Below are 20553 nucleotides of genomic sequence, written 5' to 3' on the forward strand. Positions count from 1 at the left end.
GGGTGGCCCAGCGAGATGCCCGAGCCATTCGGGTTGACCTTGGCCGGGTCCAGGCCCAGCGCCTTGGTCACGGCGCAGGCCTGCGCGGCGAAGGCCTCGTTGGCTTCGATCACGTCCAGGTCCGCCACCTGCAGGCCGGCGCGTTCCAGCGCGATCTTCGTCGCCGGCACCGGGCCGATGCCCATGGTCTTCGGATCGACACCGGCATGGCCGTACGAGACCAGGCGCGCCAGCGGCTTCAGGCCGCGGCGCTCGGCCTCGGCGCGCTCCATCATCACGGTCAACGCGATGTGCTGGGCCTGTGGGTCGAACAGACCGAAGGCGCCAAGTTCTGGCTCAAGGTCTTCAATGAACTCAAGAACCGAGGCTGCCAGGACATCCTGATCGCCGTGGTCGATGGCCTCAAGGGCCTGACGGAGGCCGTTGCCGCAGCCTATCCCCGCACGACGGTGCAGACCTGCATTGTTCATTTGATCCGCAACAGCCTGGACTACGCCAACTACAAGGAGCGCAAGGTGCTGGCCCAGGCGCTGCGGCCAATCTACAGCGCAGCCAGCGTGGGGCGAGAAGTACCCGATGATCGTACAGTCGTGGCGACGCGCCTGGGAGCACGTCACGCCGTTCTTCGTGTTCCCACCCGATATCCGACGTGTGATCTACACCACGAATGCCATTGAAAGCTTGAACATGCAGTTGCGCAAAATCATCAAGACCCGGGGGCATTTCCCTTCGGATGAGGCTGCGATCAAGTTGCTATGGCTGGCCCTGCGCAACGTGCTGACCAAGTCCGTTCGTACGACCTATGACTGGAAGTCCGCCATGAATCAGTTTGCTATTCTGTATGGCGAGCGATTTACTGCCGCTCGAGGCTGAAAGAATTCAAAACCGCCTCGCACACAAAAATACGGATAGGCCCTCCGGTACGGGAATGATGGAGGCTCGTCGTCCGCTGTCAATCGGGAGGGCGAGCACGAAGCAGGGTTGACAGACCGGCACGTACCACCGGCGAGCCCGAAGGCTCCCCCGCCACGGCCCGCCCCATAGGGAGCGTACGTAGGCGAAAGACGAGAGGATACCGCTTCGCTGCTCGTCCGGTGTACGTGGGTCAGGCTGTCAAACCTGGTCGACCAATGTGTTGGTGACACATCCAGTCTCCCAGAACAGCTTTCGCGAAGCTATGCGCAAACTCTCAATCTTGGCCATCTGATTGACCACGATTTGTCCTGGCACCTTGAGTTGGACTTTTGGAGATGAATTGCTGTCCCGTCAGAACTATAGTCTTTCGCCCTCTTCTCCCGCATGCCTGAGAATGACAGTAAACCGTTCTAGCGCGAGTGCGATCTCAATAAGCTTCAAAGCGATCACATAGACGGTTTGCATTGTTTGTCGCCAAGCCAGCCTAGTTGGGACACCCCCGGCGGCAACTTAGTCAGCTAGTAGTCCGCGCCGAACGTCGCAAGCAAACTCGCAGTACGGACATCGGAGGCCACTGCCCCGTGGGGCGGCAGGGTGATGCCTATTAGCTATGGAAGCGCCGCGCTGCCGCAGCACATGGTACGCCTCGCACTCATACAAGAACGCCTCTAGAGCAGTTTTAGCGTATCGATATATAAAGTACTCGAAGCGGTAGAGATAGTTATGGGATACCAGGCGAGCCATAACACATCTGTCCGAGCGCCCCACATAGCCAATCTGAAAGTCACTTCCGCAACCAAGCACGTACGCCCCAGGCCTACCCTCTTCTACAAGTGCTCGCACAATCTGCGGTAAGAAAAGGGTAGGGGTGTAGTACAGCATTCGGGCCTCACGACTTTATCGCAGTAGCGAGAGCAACGCCCCACTGGGACCGCAAATTCGTGAATACGTCGTCGTTATCGTCAAAAAAAGATTCTGCCTTGGCGTAACTGAGAATTAGCAGCAAGAGCGCCCTTCTTGCCTGGATTTTCTCCTCTGTGTCAGCCCCTTCGTCGAGCTTGGAGTCCTCAGCCAAAGACGAAATAGTCCCGCACAGGGGCTCAAAGACCTCCTTGTAGAAAGGATGCTGCACGTTGAGTTTCACGATAATCTTGCCTAGAATATGCTCGGTCTCAAAGAAGACGTTCTTCGGAAAGGTCACCGGTACGATCGAGAACGGTTTGCTCTTTAGCTCGTTCTTCTTTTGCTCCTTCTGCTCCGGTGAGGCGACGAAGATATCTTGGTTGGCCACGTCACCCAGCTGCCTTTCCGCTTCCTCTGGCGGCGTATCGACTCCTCGCTTGCCCTTAGGCAGTATCGTCTCAGCTTCCGCCATTGCGCTTTCGGCATCGGCGAACACCCCTTGCTCTCGGTCCTTGCTTGCCGGGTCTTGATTCAAGTCGCGTGAAATTTCCTCGCGGAGTTCTTTTACAGCTCTCCACACTTGCTCTCGAATTTTGTCGCGCAAGGAAGCGATAGGCTCAGCGCCACGCTTGATATAGCGGACATGGAAGTATTCATCGAGCTCAGGCGGAAAGGAGATCTCCAAGCCCCACCAGCGATCGATTTCCAAGGAGCGAGCCTGACCCTTTTTGCCTAGTATGAAAGGCACCGTTCCATACAGCACCTCACGGTCCGCCCTTAGGATCGAGACGCCCTCATTTTCGTGAATCTTTCGGTCTCGTGCGAACTGCGTTCCGCCCGAGTTTTTTGCAGAACGCCATTCCTTTGGCAATAGCGTAAGCTTTAGCTTAACTTTCGCGGTTTTGCCAGGCATGTTCGGCACGGCTAGTTCGAATTCGGTTTCGCCCTTGAGTTTAGCCTTGATGTCGAGCTTACCGGCTTTGTGCTCCGGGTACGTCGGCTCCATCAAATAGAGAGGATCATGCAGGAAGACAGGCTCACCATTTAGCCAAAAATTCCGCCCGGCGTCGATGAACTTGCGATAAGTGCGTCCGAGGAAGCCCATCAAAGGTTTGATCTGATCCGAGGCGGAAATTGGCTTATCGTATTCAACTGGTGCAGTTTGTAATCGGTCACAGTTTGAGATAATCACTACGGTGCCACCGGAGTCTGCAAGCAACTTGTTAAAATGCCCCGGCGGGTCCTTCGGATGGGGTTCAGGAATTGTGACCTGTGTCTTGTTTGCGATCTCGTCCAGATCAATGTATGTGAACAAGAATGGCTCGTCTCCGCTCGATCTCGCGTATACCTCAACCCGACGACCAAGCGAGATCGCACCCAAGGTCATGCCTACCCCAAATCTGCCGATTCCCGACTTGCCACTTGGCTTGGGTTGTCGCAGGGATTCACCGAGGACAAGGCACCGATGCAACACGTCCTTGGACATCCCTTCACCGTTGTCGACGACGGCGATCTGGGATATTACCTCCACAGATTTGGAGCCGAGTTTCTTAATCTCGTTTTCCGTAAAAACCCATACGTCCGCTGCTCCCGCCTCTACTGAATTATCGATCGCTTCGCCCATACCGTGGGACATGTCGTATTCCGCATAGCGAAGAGACTCGAGCATACGGTCAAGGCGAACCGGAAAGACTTTTTCCTTCATTGTGGCGCCAACTAGGCTCAGGGCATCAGCGTTGGAAGTTCGTTGGGAGGAGGGGATTGTGGTTGGAGCGGCTTGCATTTTTTCTCTCGCATGAGTTGACGGGTGAGCGAGCCCGAAACCGGCACCTAGAAATAAGAAAACCCGCCTCGCGGCAGGTCTCTCGGAATCAGGATGGCGTTGGAGCTAAGACTCACCAAGCACGGAATGACCGCCGCCTGCGCATCAGTTAGCTCGTTCGACGATTCTGTTCCCACGTGCCTTACGGCCACGTGCGACTTGTCGGACTCTCAAGTAGTCAAGGACAGCAAGAACCATTTTCAAAACATGCTACGTGCGGCATCGCACATATTCGCCATTCAAATACTATGAGGTGTAAGGCACGTTAAACTGCGGCGCAGCGAGCCGGAGATCATATGGCGTATGTGCTCGCGAGCGGAGCGGGCGGGTGGATCCGAGGGTCCCTAACCGTATCCGCTAGCCCAGAGCTGGAATGAGCCCAATAGGTTACTTTGCTCGGGACCGGCATCGGAAAGTAACCACATACTGTACAAATGTACAGTATAGTGACGCTGTGGCAATTTCGCATTCAGGTGGTTCGTGTCGAACTGGTGGCTACCGCCAGTTCCGCATAGCCGCTAAAATGGCGCAATGAAGACATCTCAGCAATCGGCGACTCCCATCCACTTCTCTGGCCACGAGACCTTCCCTCTTCGCCAAATGTGGCTTAAGAAGGCCTTCGATCAGGCTATCGAGGGAGGAAAGGTCCCTAAGTCCACATTTACTGACGAAAAAGCCATTGCTTCGTTTGGCGTTGGTAAGAACATGGTCGCTTCGATCCGACATTGGGCGATGGCCTGCGATGTGATTCGTGATTCAGTAGACGATCCGGACTCCTTCGTCATCTCCACAATCGGCCGGGAGATTTTGTCTGATGGAGGGCTTGACCCTTACGCAGAGAACCCCGCTACGGCATGGCTCGCTCATTGGTGCTTGGCCGGCGAAGGCAAGCGCTCGACCACGTGGCGCTGGCTCTTCAACCATGTGACAACACCGACTTTTACACGCCAAGAGCTCGAGCCGATGTTGGAGGTCTATGCTCGCAAGCTAGCCCCGCAGCGACGATTGTCTGCATCCACGCTTTCGCGTGACTTAGAGACATGCTTAAGAAGCTACGCGCCGAGGTTTGCCGGCGGTACGCCAGAGGACTTTGCTGAACCGCTGCTTGGAGAATTGGGCTTGCTGCAAGAGGTTCATAAGGGCCAGTACGCTTTTCGGCGAGGACCTAAGGTAACGCTGCATGATGGCCTGTTTGCTTATGCCCTGCTGGACTACTGGGAGCGATCTGCTCCGGGGCTTAGTTCGCTGGCATTCGAGACGGTCGCTTATGGAGAAGGCGCTCCTGGACGTGTGTTCAAGCTCGACGAGGACTCAGTCGCAGAAAGGCTGATGGCTCTGTCCGACCTCACCAATGACCACTTGGCCTGGACGGACACGGCGGGCCTCCGCCAAGTCCATAAGAAGACCGGCGACAGCGAGACTTTGCGCCTGAACCTAATTCGAATTGCATATGAATGACAAGGACTACCTCCTGTCGGATATTGTCCGAATTTCGCGGCACTATCAGCGCTCGATTCGCGTCGATGCGGACCTGGGCCGCAAAGACGCCCTTAGCGGGTATATCCGTAATGCCACCGCTACCGCTGTTCTGGACAGCATGGCCATCCAACTGGCAGAAACAAATCAACGCTCATTCACTTGGACCGGCCCATTCGGAGGAGGCAAGTCGTCTCTAGCAGTTGCGCTCGCGAGTGCGTTGCATATTGACAAGTCTTTGCGAGCACTGGCTCGCAAAGCTCTCGGTCTCGACTCTATGCCCGCTTTCGACCGAGCTTTCCCCGCGCGAAAAGGCTGGCTAACCGTTCCCGTTGTCGGAAAGCGCGGAAGCGTTGTAGCGGAGATTAATTCTTCCTTGCGAAAAGCCAAGGGAAAGGGCACAGACCATCGCAAGATTTCACCGACCGCGCTAATCAATGAGCTTTGCCAAACTGCAGAAGACCGCTCCCTAGATGGGGTTTTGGTCATTCTGGATGAGATGGGCAAGTTCCTGGAAGCATCTGCCCTCGGCAATGGCGATGATGTTTATTTTTTTCAAGAACTGGCAGAAGCTGCCGCTCGTGTCAATGGCCGGCTGGTCATCGTTGGCATTCTCCATCAATCCTTCGCTCAGTACGCCGCGCGACTTGGAATCGATACCCGGGACGATTGGTCGAAGGTGCAAGGTCGCTATGTGGACTTACCGTTCGTTGCCCCAAGCGACGAAGTCGTAGAATTAATCGGTCGAGCGATTGAAACTGACAGAAGCCCAGAGTGGCGGTTCGACGCGTCTCAGGTCATCGCGAACTCGATCCGATCGCGCCGGCCGGCTGTTGGTAGCAAATTCGCAGAATCTCTTGCCCGATGCTGGCCTTTGCACCCATCGATGGCCGCGCTTCTTGGCCCGATTTCTAAACGGCAATTTGGTCAGAACGAACGCAGCATCTTTGGATTCCTATCCTCCATGGAACCAAATGGGTTCCAAGCCTATCTGCGCTCCACCGAAGTGCCCGAAGCTACTTGGTATCGACCAGACAATTATTGGGACTACCTCCGAGCGAACCTTGAGCTTTCGATCCTTGCATCTCCAGACGGCCACCGCTGGTCGCAAGCAGTCGAGGCAATCGAACGCACAGAAGCCAAGACGGGCGATCCGTTCCTGGTTCAATTGATTAAGAACATTGCCATCATTGACCTTTTCCGCAATGGCTCTGGCCTTGCAGCTGACGCTACCGTCCTTGGTGCAATCTTTTTCAAGCGCCCGGCGGACGAAATTGAGAAGGGGCTGGAACAGCTAGCGCTTATGCGCGTTGCCCTTTTTAAGAAGCACATCGGCGCTTGGTCGGTATTCGAAGGCAGTGACTTCGACATTGATTCTGCAATCGCTCAGACTCTGGCGTCCTCGCCAGGCGTGGACTTCGCTCACCTATCCCAGCTCATGGGCTTACATCCGGTAGTAGCGAAGCGCCACTACCATGAGACTGGCACAATGCGCTGGATGAACCTATCGTTGCATCGGCTTGAGGACGCGGAGCGCTTGGCAAACAACTATGCTCCATCCAAGGGAGAGTTCGGATTGTTTGCGCTCGCACTGCCCGGTCGCGGGGTGAGCTATAAGAGCGCGCTGAAGCGAGCACAAGAATGGGCACGCAAGGATCCATGGCCAGTGCTTATTGGAATTCCGAAGAACCATGCGCGCATTGAGGAATTGAGCTCTGAGCTCCAAGCACTAGAAAGCGTCAAGAACCGGCATGAGCTTGGCGGCGATGCCGTGGCACGTCGTGAAGTCCATGCGCGTCTAGCCGCAGCTCAGGCGAACCTGGAAGAGCAGCTGCAAGCGGCCATAAGTGGCGCTCATTGGTTCGATGGCGGGGAGGCGCCGATGGATACCGGGTCACGCCTATCGGCTGTAGCTTCGGAACTTGCGGATGAGCTTTATGCGTATTGCCCTTCTGTTTGGAGCGAGCTTGTCAACCGGGATAGCGTGTCAAGTAACAGCGTCAAAGCCCGCCGCGATCTCCTGCATCGCATGCTCGACTTCGAAGGTTTCGAAAACTTGAGTATCGATGGCTTCCCCGCAGAACGTGGTCTCTATGAAACGCTCCTGAGAAGCACTGGCTTGCATCAAGAGGGCGACAACGGACAGTGGCGTTTCTCGCCCCCAGACAGTAATGATCCGCACTCATTTGCCAAGCTTTGGCAGGAGACACGCAATCTTTTTTCTGACGCGGCCTCCAAGGTTAAGGCGAGTTCGATCCACGAGCTTTGGTCCTCACCTCCATATGGGCTAAAGGTAGGTATTCAGCCAGTTCTCTTCGCTGCCTTTGTATTGGCTCACAAATCGAACATCGCCGTCTACAAGGATGGGATATTCATTCCGCGATTGACCGATGCCGATATTGACGAATACTTGCAGGATCCAAAGCGATTCTCCCTTCGCTGGATCGTTATCGACGAAGAGCGAACACGGATCCTGAAGGGGATATCGCAAATCCTGGCTGATGTTGGACATGCCTCAGAGGCGAATGATCCATTGGAGGCGGCACGTGGTCTCGTAGCACTGGTGTTCAATCTTCCCGCCTGGTCGCAGCGCACACAACAGCTTAGCGAGCAAACGCGAGCAGTACGCGACATCTTGCTTAAAGCCAGCGATCCCCATAAGGTACTTTTCGTTGATCTTGTCACGCTGCTCGATGCAAGCAGTGCAAAGGCCTACATAGCAGCCCTTCGACAGCCTATTGAAGAACTTGCAGGGGCGTACGATGCAATGCTACGAAAGGTGGAGGCAGCAATGTTGCTAGCTTTGGACGCTCCTGCGGAGCAGCTTGATAGGCTACGGGCTCGCGCAACAACCGTCGCCGGCCTAACCGGCGATTTGCGGCAGGATTCATTCGCAACTCGCCTGGCCAAGTATGACGGTGCGCGCCTAAGCATCGAAGGCGTCCTGAGTTTGGCGGCCAATAAGCCGCCTCGCGACTGGACCGACATGGATATCGATGCCGCAATGCTCGAAATGTCAAAAGTGGCACTCCGCTTCCGGCAAGCCGAAGCGTTTGCGTCTATCAAGGGTCGCAATCCCACCAGCGAAGCAATTGCTGTGGTCATTGGTGCTGGGTCAGCAACCAAAACTATCTCGCGATCGTTCTCGATCTCGGATCGACACCGCCAGGCGGTCGAAACGAAGGCGGCTGAGCTTGCAAAAGAGCTTAAAGAGCAAGGCTTCGAGACCGATGTACTTCTAGCCATCCTCGCAAAGGCAGGAATGCGCGTGGCAATGGAAGATAAGGAGGACGCCAATGGCTGATCGACACGTGTTGGGGCTCTCAGGCGGCAAGGACAGTGCAGCACTTGCAGTATTCATGCGCCAATACCATCCGGAGCTCGACATCGAGTATTTTTTTACCGATACGGGCAAGGAACTTCCTGAGGTCCATGAATTTCTTGGTCGCCTGGAAGGCTACTTAGGTAAGCCGATCATCCGCCTTAATCCGCGACGTGATTTCGACTTCTGGCTGCGCGAGTACAACCATTACTTGCCTTCTCCACAGACTCGCTGGTGCACTAAGCAACTTAAACTCGTTCCGTTCGAGCAGTGGATCAGACCTATGCTCGCAGCGGGGGATTCTGTAACGTCATATGTCGCCATCCGGGCCGACGAAGAATACCGTGAAGGCTATGCGTCTAAACAGAAGAACCTATTTGTAAAATTGCCCTTTCGTGAGTCCGGGATTGACAAGGCTGGCGTTACAGAAATCCTCGAGTCATCGGGCGTAGGCTACCCAAAGTATTACGAGTGGCGTTCCCGCAGCGGGTGCACATTCTGCTTTTTTCAACAAAAGATTGAGTGGGTGCGACTGAAAGAGCGACACCCGAAGGCTTTTGAAGAGGCAAAAGCCCTGGAAAAAGATGCCATTGAGCATGGCTCTCCGTTCACCTGGTCCGACCGTGAGTCCCTTTCTGAGTTGGAGCGGCCTGAACGTATGGCGCAGATCGTCGGAAGCTATGAGGTTCGCAAAGCCCGGCTACGTGCGAGCATTCCAATAAATCCACTTCGGCCCGCGAGGCCGAATCATGAAGACATTGATGATGTTTACGGTGACGACGAGGGGGGCGGGTCCTGCCTGATTTGCCACAAATAATGTCAGCTCATATGCACACGTTTTGCAGTCCCGCTTCCACGCGGCGCTCTTTCCGTTGAAAAAAATTCCCCTTTTTTGTTTCGAAAAAGGGGAATTTTTCATTTGACGTTTCAACAACAGCGGCCCCATTACTACTGGGGCGCCTGTCTCGACTGTCATACCAAACTGTTAAGTAGGATCTGGTGACTCACCACTCTCAGGATCGACCGAGCTTGCCGACGGGACGCCTGGCTCAAAGATACTCCTTGGCAACTTTACCTTTTTTCCGATTAAAGACGAAAGAAACTCTTCATACATTTCTTTTGATTTATCAAGAATTTCATCTTTTATATCCGCGTCGACGTCCGCCTCGGGAACTCGCTCATCTTCACAATAACTACGCAAACGCCTTCTGAAAAGTGCCTGAGCAATTTGCTCCCGTCCAGACTTGCGTTCCACGTCAATCAGCGATTTGATTTCCTCGCTGTCCGTCTCCCAGAGCTCGATCAGAATATAGCGATACTTCGGCCACTCAGCAGGTTGCAGTTCGGCAGGCAAGACTACCTGTCGGAATGTCGGGCCACCAAGAACTAGCTTGACCTCCGATTCGATTTCCAGGAGGCCCTCGAACGTATGTAAGAGGCGCTTCAAATCCTCAGCATTCCGCGGAGCAAAGAGCTTGTTCAAGGCCGCAATATACTGGTCCAGTAGCTCGACCGTCGATTTATCCACACCGCCTAATGCTTCCTGTACCGCTTCGGCATATGTGCAGACCAAAGCAGTTTGGAAGGCAACCGTCGAGAACACATTGTCGTACAAACGGTCCACAGCTTCTCGAACTGGCTTTACAACATGGCCATCAGCAATGAATTTCTTCTTAGCTTGCGGGCTAAGCTGTTCAAGCATGTAGTTGGCACGTTCGGCTTTCATCGACTCGACCATTTCCCGACGGCTTCGCACGACTCCGTCGACGCGTGCGAGCGTCTCTTTCAGTTCTGGTGTAGTCCAACCGGGCTCTTTGTCAATTACGCGTCGATATAGGCCCTCTCGAAAGTCGTCGAAGGTCCGAGCCGTTGCTTGACCATCGAAGAGCATTCTTTCCAACACCATATCCCGCCGGCCTGTCAGCTCTTTATTCAGACCGATTGCCGCTCGCGAGAAAGCCACCAAGGGATGAAATTTCCCAAACACCCGATCAACAATTGGTACATATAGATTTCGCCATTTTTTTCGAAATACTTCGGCGATCTCATCAGAATAGTTAAATCGAGTATTGAGCTCCTTCTGATCTGCGGTGAGCTCATCCTTGAGCCCTAGGCGTTCAAATGCTTCATCAAGTCGCTTTCTAGGCGCCCCAACCTTACCCCGGGCACCAATCCCTCGTACCGGCGCAGTTGACATAAGCAAGTGCTCAATTGAGTGGTAGAGGTGACTGACGCCTGTGAAGGCGACGTCGCTGCCAACTTTTACACGATCCCCCTCCTGATCCAATTCAACATTCCAAATTCGAAGTCCAGTATCATCCTTAGGACCAAGCCCCTTGATGAACGATAACGTTTCTCTCAAACATTCAGCTACAATATCCTGGTCATTTAGAAGCTTATTGCGCGAATCGGAAACCTTCTTTGCCGTCTTATTTAAAGTCAGAAACACACGCCGGGCAGCTCTTACCACGTCAACATCTTTAGTCTGACTTCCGTCAAGCTCCGGGAACGTACAAATTAGAACCGGGAGCTGAAGCTCGTTGAGGTTATATGCGCGAATCTCTTTGTCGGGCCAGACTTGATAGTAACCCTCATAAGGGCTGCGGCGAGCATCGGACCACCCCCCTTTCATGTTGCGGTAGAGAGCAAGAAGTGCCATTGCGCGGTGTTGGCCATCCACGATAGCAAGGGCGCAATTGTCACGTGCTAAACTTAGCCGCGCTCCATCCGAAGAAAGGTAATTACCATCCTTTGAGTACTGAAAGAATTCAAACTGCTCATCACCAGACAAACCCGCCGTGATCCGGTGTTCTGTATGGCCACTATGGAGCGATGACGGTAAATCCGAGCGCTGGATGGCACGATAGTACTCATCTGGAACGCGGCTGTTAGGCTTCAATGGCAAAACAACAGCCACGATCGGAGGAAAAAGCTTAATTTGCCCGGACGTGGAGGAATCAAGCAGATATGGAATTAGCTCCAGCGACACTCTAGCGTCGTCGATGTCGCGTTGCATTATTTCCTCAAATCCGAGCTGCTTGAGGTCAAAAACCTCTCTAACCGGAGCCAGCATGTCGAGCAACTGAGTTTGCCCCTGCTTTTCCGAAAGTGTAACGTGAGTCAGGAGATAGCGAACCTCCACACCGGCTGACTCACCACTTTCCGAGCTTACCCGGAACGTTCCGACGGTACCGTTGAGATGCACATCTAGTGCGCTTCTGTTCCCTGAAAGTAGTGCCATGTCAGTTGCGTCCGAAGATTGGGTAATTGATACGGTTGAGAATGTTCTCGATGTCGTTATGCTCGCCGCTATCCACATGCACTTCGGCAATATGCACAAATAAGTTTGTGGGATCGAAATTACGAGCTACGATCTGATTCGCAAAACCGGCTTCCGTTGGCTCATTAAAACCTGATGCGGACCAGTTGTCACGAAGGTCGACGATTTTAGCCTTATGCTGCTTTAGCCTATTACGTAAGTTTGAGGCCATGCCTATGTACAGGGGAGCCGTAAACCAGGGTGCAGCTGTCTTGAGAACTTCGGAAACGGCTTTGAGACGCTCAGGATCTTGAACGAGGCGTGCGATAAGCGAGTCGGATTTGGCGGGCTCATGCACAACTTCGCCATGGAAGCGAGGTTTGAGCGGGCCTCTCAGGCTGACTTTATACGGCGTCTCACGATAAGGGCTAAATATGAAGCGCTCGACAATTGCCTCAACCTCGGCGCGAGCATACAGCTCACCTCGCTCCTTAGCTTGATTGATGCGCTTTATAGCATCCTCGATATCAGCTTTGGATATCGTGATATGCGAATACCAAGCGTAGACGCCTGCCGTTTCCGGTGCTGCCTCAATCTCAGACCAGCTCAACGCACGACCGCGCTCAACGTTCATGAGTGACACACCGGCTTCGCCATGCATTCAGAAGTACATTTCATCTTTTTGTTACGTAACTCTGAGGGCATAGCCAAGCAATTAACGCGAGAAATAGTACTTCACGCGAAACACTGATCGCTACGCATCCGTCAGTGGCGTTTCAAGTAGCGTAACTTGCCATGCACCTATTTCGCTCAACGCAAATACTCTATATTCAGTCAACGGAGTCGCACGTATCAAGGGTTCGCCAATAAACGCAAGCCCTTGATCCGAACGAATTATAGTTGCAAGAACACATCCATTTCGCTGCTGGACACAACTGATCAGACGTCGATATTTTGTGCTACCAACGCATTCCTCTCAATAAAGTTCCGCCGCGGCTCCACCTCATCCCCCATCAGCGTGGTAAAGATCTGGTCCGCCGCAATAGCATCCTCAATCTGCACCTTCAGCAGACGGCGTTGCGTAACGTCGAGGGTCGTCTCAAACAACTGCTCAGGGTTCATCTCACCAAGACCCTTATAGCGCTGACGCGACACACCACGTTCGGCTTCGGACAGCAACCACTGCATAGCCCCATGGAAGTCATTGACAGTCTGATCCCTCAGCTTGTCACCTTCCCCGCGCTGCACCTTGGTCCCCTCAGGCGTCAGCCCCTGGAAAGTCTTAGCCGCATTGGAGAGCGCAGCATAATCCGCCCCATGAACAAAATCCGCATCCAGATGCGACAACCTCACATTGCCATGATGACGACGCGCAATCATCAGCCGATGCTTGTCAGTCTTCTCATCAAACTGCGCATACACATCAGCCGTACCATCATCATTCACGGCCGCGCCGAGCAGCGTCTTGGCATGCATCTCAGCCAGCTTGGCCTTCAGCGCCACGGCTGAGGCTTCCGCCGCAGCGGCACTGTCCAGATCCAACGCCACGCCGTCCGCAATGGCTCGCAGGGCGTCCGTATCAACAATACGTGACAGGCGGCCAATCACGCCTTCGGTCAGCTGATACTGCCGCGCCAGCTCAGTCAGCGCATCTCCACTGATCTCCGACCCATCCGGCCGCACCAGCACAGCCTTCTCCATCGCCAGCTTCAACAGATAAGCATTGAGCTCGACATCATCCTTGATATACCGCTCTTCTTTGCCATGCTTGATCTTGTACAGCGGCGGCTGCGCGATATAGACATAGCCGCGCTCGATGATGTCGGGCATCTGGCGGTAGAAGAACGTCAGCAGCAGGGTGCGGATGTGCGAGCCGTCCACGTCAGCATCGGTCATGATGATGATGCGGTGGTAGCGCAGCTTGTCCAGGTTGTAGTCGTCCTTGCCGATGCCGGTGCCCAGCGCGGTGATCAGGGTCAGCACTTCCTGGCTGGACAGCATCTTGTCGAAGCGGGCGCGCTCTACGTTCAGGATCTTGCCCTTGAGCGGCAGGATGGCCTGGAACTTACGGTCGCGGCCCTGCTTGGCGGAGCCGCCTGCGGAGTCGCCCTCCACCAGGAAGAGTTCGGACTGGGCGGGGTCTTTTTCCTGGCAGTCGGCCAGCTTGCCGGGCAGGCCCATGCCGTCCATCACGCCCTTGCGGCGGGTCATTTCGCGGGCCTTGCGGGCGGCTTCGCGGGCGCGGGCGGCGTCTACGATCTTGCCGCAGATGGTCTTGGCGTCGATGGGCGTTTCCAGCAGGAAGTCGGTCAGGGCCTTGCTGACGAGTTCTTCCACGGGCAGGCGCACTTCTGACGAGACCAGCTTGTCCTTGGTCTGCGAGCTGAACTTGGGCTCGGGCACCTTCACGGACAGCACGCAGGCCAGGCCTTCGCGCATGTCGTCGCCGGTGGTTTCCACCTTGGCTTTCTTGGCGACTTCGTTTTCTTCGATGTACTTGTTGATGACGCGCGTCATCGCGGCGCGCAGGCCGGTCAGGTGGGTGCCGCCATCCCGCTGCGGGATGTTGTTGGTAAAGCAGAGCACTTGCTCGTTGTAGCCGTCGTTCCACTGCATGGCCACTTCCACGCCGATGCCGTCTTTTTCGGTGTTGGCGTAGAAGATGTTGGGGTGCAGGACGGTCTTGGCGCGGTTGATGTACTCGACAAAACCCTTCACGCCGCCGGAGAAGGCAAAGTCTTCTTCCTTGCCGGTGCGCTGGTCGACCAGCTTGATATGGACGCCGTTGTTCAGGAACGAGAGCTCGCGAATGCGCTTGGAGAGAATCTCGTAGTGGAACTCGACGTTGGTGAAGATTTCTTCGTCGGCCAGGAAGTGGACTTCGGTGCCGCGCTTGTCGGTGGCACCGATGACCTTCATCGGGGAGACTTCAACGGGCTGGCCGTCGGGGCCGGGCACGGTCTCGATGATGCGGTTCTGCACATCGCCCTTGGCGAATTCGATGAGGTGGACCTGGCCGTCGCGGCGCACGGTCAGGCGCAGCCACTTGGAAAGTGCGTTCACGCAGGACACGCCCACGCCGTGCAGGCCGCCCGATACCTTGTAGCTGTTCTGGTTGAACTTGCCGCCGGCGTGCAGCTCGGTCATGGCAATTTCCGCCGCGCTGCGCTTGGGTTCGTGCTTGTCGTCGAACTTGACCAGGGGCGGAATGCCGCGGCCGTTGTCGACGATGGAGATCGAGTTGTCGCTGTGGATGGTGACCTGGATCTCGGTGCAGTAGCCGGCCAGCGCTTCGTCGATGGAGTTGTCCAGCACCTCGAAGACGAGGTGGTGCAGGCCGGTGCCGTCGGAGGTGTCGCCGATATACATGCCCGGGCGCTTGCGTACCGCCTCCAGGCCTTCCAGGATCTGGATCGAGGAGGCTCCGTAGGTGTTTTCCTGTTGCGGTTTCTGCTGTTCGGTCATGTCTTTCCTACTTGCGGCGAATACGGATTTCGGGCCGGGCCGGCATGCTCTGGATGCTGGCAGCGGGGCGCGAAGGGTCCGCATGGCGGGTTACTAAAAACGGCAAAAGGGGCGGATCGTCATATCGATCCTGCCCCCGCTGCGGGATGCTCATCCCCAGGACTTCCCGGCCGGGCCGGGTGTCAATGCGTGCCGTTTGCTGCTCCGGTAGCTCGTCTTCTGCGTGTCCTGTTACCGGATCATCAGATGCGCATCGGCATGACGACGTACTTGAAGTTGTCGTCTTCCGGCACGGTGATCAGCGCGCTCGAATTCGAGTCGCCGAGGCTGACCTGCACCTGCTCGCTCTTCAGGTTGGCGAGTACGTCGAGCAGGTAGGTCACGTTGAAGCCGATATCGAGCGCGTCGCCCGAGTAATCGAGTTCCAGCTCTTCCTGCGCCTCTTCCTGGTCGGCGTTGGTGGAGCTGATCTTGAGGACGTGCGTGTCGAGGATGCAGCGCACGCCCTTGAATTTGTCGGTGGTCAGGATCGCGGTGCGTTGCAGCGCCTGCTGCAGCCGCACGCGGTCGATCGCGAAGGCGTTCTTGTAGCCCTTGGGGATCACGCGCTGGAAGTCGGGAAACTTGCCTTCGACCAGCTTGGAGATCAGTTCGATATTGGCGAACGTGAACTTGACCTGGTTGGCGGCCAGCTGCACCGTGACCGGATCGTCGTTGTCTTCCAGCAGGCGCTGCAGTTCCAGGATGGTCTTGCGCGGGATGATGACTTCCTGGCGCGCGCCGACGCCGGCGGCTTCGTTCTCCAGCTCTACGCCGCAGTAGGCCAGGCGGTGGCCGTCGGTGGCGACTGCCATGACCTTCTTGCCTTCCACCACCAGCAGCATGCCGTTCAGGTAGTAACGGATGTCCTGCTGCGCCATGGCGAAGTGGACCATTGCCAGCAGGTGCTTGAAGGTCTTCTGCGGCAGCGTGACGCTGGCGTTGAATTCGCTGGCTTCGGCAACGGTCGGGAATTCTTCGGCGGCGAGCGTCTGCAGTGCGAAGCGGCTCTTGCCGGATTGCACGGTCATGCGCTTGTCGTTGAGCGACAGCGCAACGTCGCCGTCGGGCATGGCACGCAGGATGTCGAGCAGCTTGCGCGCGGCCACGGTGGTGGCGACGCTGTCGTTGCCGACGCCGCATTCTGCATGCGTGGTGATCTGGATTTCGATGTCGGTCGACAGGAAGGACACGTTCGACCCGGACTTGCGAATCAGCAGGTTGGCCAGGATCGGGAGGGTGTGGCGGCGCTCCACGATGCCGCTCACGATTTGCAGCGGACGCAGCAGGTTGTCTCGCGAGGTTTTGACCAATTGCATTGAATTTATCCTTCGTCGTTTGTAGTCGGCGACCGCAGAACGCAAACAACTCCGAATTCACTTAGGAATCAAGGAGTTAATGTGCCATTGTACCAAGGATAAGCCGCTGCGGTGAAGCGGGGCGGGACCGGCTGGCGGGCCAGCTGTGCACAAAAAGCCACGCTGGTGCCTTGGTGCGCTTTGGCGCACTTGCCATCCCGTCCCGACTCACCGCAAAGCCTTATCGGTGGCCACTTTCCGGACTGTTGCTCCGGCGACGCTGACGTTAATTCCCCAGGCGCCACGGGTTGTCCGTGGCGCGCACCCTACAGTATGCCAGCCTCGGAGGGCCGGCCCTTCAAAATGCGCCTTTCCCGGTCTACGGCCGGGAACGACCATGCATCAGCCCTTGAGCGTTTGCTCCAGCACGTGCAGCTCATGGTTGAGTTGCGCATCCTTGCTGCGTTCGTCGGCGATCTTGCGCACGGCGTGCAGCACGGTGGTGTGGTCGCGGCCGCCGAACAGCTCGCCGATTTCCGGCAGGCTCTTCTGCGTGAGCTCCTTGGCCAGGTACATCGCGATCTGGCGCGGACGGGCAATATTGGCAGGCCGCTTTTTCGAGTACATGTCAGCGACCTTGATGTTGTAGAAATCCGCGCAGGTCTTCTGGATGTTCTCCACCGAGATCTGGCGGTTCTGCACTGTCAGCAGGTCCTTCAGCGCTTCGCGCGTCACCTCGATGGTGATGTCCTTGCCGTGGAAGTTGCTGAACGCCAGGATCTTGCGCAGCGCGCCTTCCAGCTCGCGCACGTTGGAACGCAGGTGCTTGGCGACAAAGAAGGCGACTTCTTCCGGAACGTTCACGTTCTCGGCGGCGGCCTTCTTCATCAGGATCGCCACGCGCATTTCCAGCTCGGGCGGCTCGATCGCGACGGTCAGGCCGGAATCGAAGCGCGAGATCAGGCGATCGTCGATGCCGGTGATTTCCTTGGGGTAGGTATCGCTGGTGATGATCACCTGCGCCCGGTTGGCGATCAGGGCCTCGAAGGCGTAGAAGAACTCTTCCTGCGTGCGGTTCTTGCCGGAGAAGAACTGGATATCGTCGATCAGCAGCAGGTCGAGCGAGTGGTAGTAGCGCTTGAACTCGTCGAACGCCTTGCGCTGGTACGCCTTCACCACGTCGGACACGTACTGCTCGGCGTGGATGTAGCGGATGCGCGCGCGCGGGTTCTCCAGCAGCATGTAGTTGCCGATGGCGTGGATCAGGTGGGTCTTGCCCAGGCCCACGCCGCCGTACAGGTACAGCGGGTTGTAGGACTTGCCGGGATTGTTGGCGACCTGGATGGCGGCGGCGCGCGCCAGCTGGTTGGCTTTACCCGTGACGAAGTTGTCGAAGGTCAGGATCGGGTTCAGGCGCGAGCGCTCGTGGACCGTGTCGCTGGGCTGGTGGCCGGGCATGCCGTTGGGGCCGCCCATCGGCGGCTGCGACTGCGGCTGCGGCGCGCGGTAGGAGCGGGCGCTGACTTCGGCGGGGTCCATGTGGACCACGTCGATATCGCCCATGTCGTTGGCATGCTGGCCTGGATGGTTGCCAAGCGGGTTGCCGTGGCCGCCGTGCTGGCCGGGATGCTGGCCGCCCTGGCCCATGCCGGCCATTTGCGCGCGGGCATTCGCGGGCACCGGTGCGGCGGACAGATTTCCATAGGGCGGCTGGCCCATGCCGTAGCCGGCGGGCGGATAGTCGCCATAGCCGGACTGGCCGGCCATGGGGTAGGGCGCCTGCGCGGCCATCTGCTGGCCGCCCGGATAGCCACCCATGCCCGTACCCGGGGCTGCGTGACCGTCCACGCCCATGGCGCCGCCCTGCGGGTGCGCGCCCGGCCCGATGGCCGGTTGCGGCGCCTGCATATAGGCGGCGGCACGGCCGGAGGCCGCGGGATCGAGCACGAACTGGACGGTGACCTGCGCTTCCCAGTATTCGCAGGCCAGTGCGGTGATGCGCCCGGAGAACTGGCTCTTGACCCAGTCCAGCTTGAAACGGTTGGGCGCAGCAATCCGCAGCGCGTGCGTTTCTTCATCGAACGCAACGGGCGCCAGCGGCTTGATCCACGTTTTGAACTGTTGCGGCGTCAGCTCGCGCTCGAGTTGCGCGGCTGCCGCCTGCCAGAAATCTTGCATTGTTTGTTGTTTAGTAGTGGCACCCGGGGATCGCGGCCCGGGCACGTCACAAGCGGCGTATACGTCGCGTCGACCGGGCCTTGCTCGCCGAACTGGTAATCACTACCGGTTGGCGTACCCCCGCGGCATGCCATGCGCCAGCCAGCGAGCGACCAGCTCGCCGCACTGAGCGTGCGTTAACTCATGCGTTTTCGCGGAGGGGGCCCGGGTTGCGCCTGCGCCACGCAGCCCGTGATGTGTTTGGACCGGGATTGTACCCCCGCCCCTGAGTTATCCACAAAGGATAAGTCTGTGGACAACTTGTGCAAATTCAGTGGATTGTTGTGCACAACCCGTGCTGCAGTGCGGGGTAGCGGGCTGTGGAAAGCCGCGAAACACCAGGCAAAACAGGGACTTTGGGCTGGGTTGTCTTATATGTTGGCGGCGCCTCGGGCACAAAAGTTTATGCACTGGCCACTGTGGACAATGATGCACTGACAGGTTCTTCGGTTTGTGGCATATGTGTCGGCGCACAATGCCGTTTACCTTGACACCTTCTTTAAAACTGGGTTAAATGCCGGGTTCTGCGATGCGGCAGGGGATCACGTATGCGCATCGCCGGGTCTGGCCTGTTCGTGCCGTCCGCGCCCACAGGCCAACGCCTGCACTGCGCCGCCGGCCGGCAGCAAGACAGAACCAGAATCGTCGGCATTACCGCGGCAGTTCCTTGCCAGCGGCAGCCCCATGCGAACCATACGCGGCGGCCACGGCACCCCGGCACCGGCCGAAGCCGGGCACGCCCAGATCAACCAGAGAGTGCAACATGAAACGTACCTACCAACCTTCCGTTACCCGCCGCAAGCGTACCCACGGTTTCCGCGTGCGCATGAAGACCCGTGGCGGCCGTGCCGTCATCAACGCTCGCCGCGCCAAGGGCCGCAAGCGCCTGGCCATCTGAGGCCCGGGCAACCGGCCTGACGGCGCCAGCGGCGCCGTCGATGCCTCTTGCCTCGGGTCCAGGGCGGCCTGCGCAGTTTGCGCCGGGTTGCCGCCGGGTCCAGCTAGTCAGTCAGCAGTATCTCTCGCCAGCCTTGCCCAGCGTGTCAGCCCATGCCTTCCCCAAAGCCGCGAGGCTAACAAAGACGGATGAGTTTTCATCCGTTTTTGCTTTGCGGCCCCGGCGGCGCAGCACGCATTTCGTGCTGTACGTGCGCGCCAACGGCCAGGCCGAAGCCCGGCTGGGCGTGGTGGTGGGCAAGAAGTTCGCGCCGCGCGCCGCCGAGCGCAACCTGGTGAAGCGGATGGCGCGCGAGCTGTTCCGCCAGCGCCGCGAGGAGCTGGCGGGTCGTGATGTGCTGTTGCGCCTGCAGGCAAAATTCCCGCGGGCGGAATTTGCCACGCGCACGGCGGTCCGACAGGCGTGCGCGGCGGAAATCGCCAGCCTGCTGGAAGTGGCGGCCAGGCCGCTGCCGCCGCCGCCCGCTGCCAACCCTGCACCGCCCGCCCCGCCGCCGGCTTCTGCCCCGCAGAGCCAGCCACCGGGCCTTTAGGCCTGACGGTCTCATCATGAAGCGAATCCTGCTAGCCCTGCTGCGTATCTACAAGATCGCCCTGAGTCCTTACCTGGGCTCGCAGTGCCGCTTCCTGCCGACCTGTTCCGACTACGCCCGCGACGCGATCGTCCATCATGGCGCCGCGCGCGGCAGCTGGATGGCCGCCTGCCGGCTGTGCCGTTGCCATCCCTTCGCCCAAGGCGGGTATGATCCCGTGCCGGGCACGGAAACCGACACAGCCGGGGCGGACTCCGCATCGGGCCGTTCCGTCCATGCCGCGGCAGGCCATGCGCCCCATGTGCCTGCAGCGATCCGTCTGCCCAGACCCTGATTTCTCCGACCAC

General features: G+C 57.5%; 12 protein-coding genes and 2 pseudogenes. 7 read left to right on the plus strand and 7 right to left on the minus strand.

The window, feature by feature from the left end:
• Positions 1 to 287 (minus strand): annotated as a pseudogene (locus tag ACAD63_RS00015) (acetyl-CoA C-acyltransferase); the annotation flags it as partial.
• Between ACAD63_RS00015 and ACAD63_RS00020 the strand changes: the two are divergent.
• Positions 213 to 873 (plus strand): annotated as a pseudogene (locus ACAD63_RS00020) (IS256 family transposase); the annotation flags it as partial. The pseudogenes ACAD63_RS00015 and ACAD63_RS00020 sit on opposite strands and share 75 nt — an antisense overlap.
• Positions 874 to 1804: 931 nt before the next feature.
• Here the strand turns inward: ACAD63_RS00020 and ACAD63_RS00025 are convergent.
• Positions 1805 to 3523 (minus strand): ATP-binding protein, encoded by a 1719-nt coding sequence (locus ACAD63_RS00025; RefSeq protein ID WP_434033265.1) that lies wholly within the window; start codon positions 3521 to 3523, stop codon positions 1805 to 1807.
• A gap of 648 nt (positions 3524 to 4171) precedes the next feature.
• Here ACAD63_RS00025 and ACAD63_RS00030 point away from each other — a divergent pair.
• Genes ACAD63_RS00030 through ACAD63_RS00040 form a run of 3 tightly spaced genes read left to right on the plus strand, consistent with a single transcriptional unit; the run spans position 4172 to position 9255 of the window.
• Entirely contained in the window at positions 4172 to 5098 is a 927-nt protein-coding gene (locus ACAD63_RS00030) for a DUF4007 family protein (protein WP_434033266.1), read from the plus strand.
• Positions 5091 to 8420, plus strand: a complete 3330-nt coding sequence (locus ACAD63_RS00035) for an ATP-binding protein (RefSeq protein ID WP_434033267.1) — start codon at positions 5091 to 5093, stop codon at positions 8418 to 8420. The genes ACAD63_RS00030 and ACAD63_RS00035 overlap by 8 nt, the downstream gene beginning before the upstream one ends.
• Positions 8413 to 9255, plus strand: coding sequence for a phosphoadenosine phosphosulfate reductase family protein (locus ACAD63_RS00040; RefSeq protein ID WP_434033268.1), 843 nt, complete (start codon positions 8413 to 8415; stop codon positions 9253 to 9255). Before ACAD63_RS00035 ends, ACAD63_RS00040 begins: the two co-directional genes overlap by 8 nt.
• Positions 9256 to 9423: 168 nt before the next feature.
• Here the strand turns inward: ACAD63_RS00040 and ACAD63_RS00045 are convergent, their stop codons facing one another.
• The 5 genes from ACAD63_RS00045 to dnaA form a co-directional block, all read right to left on the minus strand.
• On the minus strand, positions 9424 to 11679 hold the full coding sequence (locus tag ACAD63_RS00045) for a hypothetical protein (RefSeq protein WP_434033269.1): 2256 nt from the start codon (positions 11677 to 11679) through the stop codon (positions 9424 to 9426).
• A gap of 1 nt (position 11680) precedes the next feature.
• Positions 11681 to 12331 carry a hypothetical protein gene (locus ACAD63_RS00050; protein WP_434033270.1) on the minus strand — a complete coding sequence of 217 codons (651 nt, stop codon included), beginning with the start codon at positions 12329 to 12331 and terminating at the stop codon, positions 11681 to 11683.
• Positions 12332 to 12636: 305 nt separating this feature from the next.
• Positions 12637 to 15162: a DNA topoisomerase (ATP-hydrolyzing) subunit B gene (gyrB, locus tag ACAD63_RS00055; protein ID WP_434033271.1), complete on the minus strand. Its 2526-nt coding sequence runs from the start codon at positions 15160 to 15162 to the stop codon at positions 12637 to 12639.
• 242 nt (positions 15163 to 15404) lie between these two features.
• Complete coding sequence (dnaN, locus tag ACAD63_RS00060) at positions 15405 to 16520, minus strand: DNA polymerase III subunit beta (RefSeq protein ID WP_116320112.1); 1116 nt, start codon at positions 16518 to 16520, stop codon at positions 15405 to 15407.
• 381 nt (positions 16521 to 16901) lie between these two features.
• Positions 16902 to 18677 carry a chromosomal replication initiator protein DnaA gene (gene dnaA, locus ACAD63_RS00065; RefSeq protein ID WP_434033272.1) on the minus strand — a complete coding sequence of 592 codons (1776 nt, stop codon included), beginning with the start codon at positions 18675 to 18677 and terminating at the stop codon, positions 16902 to 16904.
• 802 nt (positions 18678 to 19479) lie between these two features.
• On the opposite strand from dnaA, the gene rpmH reads away from it, so the two are divergent.
• The 3 genes from rpmH to yidD all read left to right on the plus strand — a co-directional run bounded on the left by rpmH (position 19480) and on the right by yidD (position 20540).
• A complete protein-coding gene (gene rpmH, locus ACAD63_RS00070) occupies positions 19480 to 19614 on the plus strand; it encodes a 50S ribosomal protein L34 (RefSeq protein ID WP_008650850.1) in 135 nt (44 codons plus the stop codon).
• A 142-nt stretch (positions 19615 to 19756) separates the two neighbouring features.
• Entirely contained in the window at positions 19757 to 20206 is a 450-nt protein-coding gene (rnpA, locus tag ACAD63_RS00075; protein WP_434033273.1) for a ribonuclease P protein component, read from the plus strand.
• 16 nt (positions 20207 to 20222) lie between these two features.
• Positions 20223 to 20540 carry a membrane protein insertion efficiency factor YidD gene (gene yidD, locus ACAD63_RS00080; RefSeq protein WP_133096641.1) on the plus strand — a complete coding sequence of 106 codons (318 nt, stop codon included), beginning with the start codon at positions 20223 to 20225 and terminating at the stop codon, positions 20538 to 20540.
• Positions 20541 to 20553 lie beyond the last annotated feature (13 nt).

This window comes from Cupriavidus sp. a3 (assembly GCF_051015765.1).
GTDB lineage: Bacteria > Pseudomonadota > Gammaproteobacteria > Burkholderiales > Burkholderiaceae > Cupriavidus > Cupriavidus oxalaticus_A.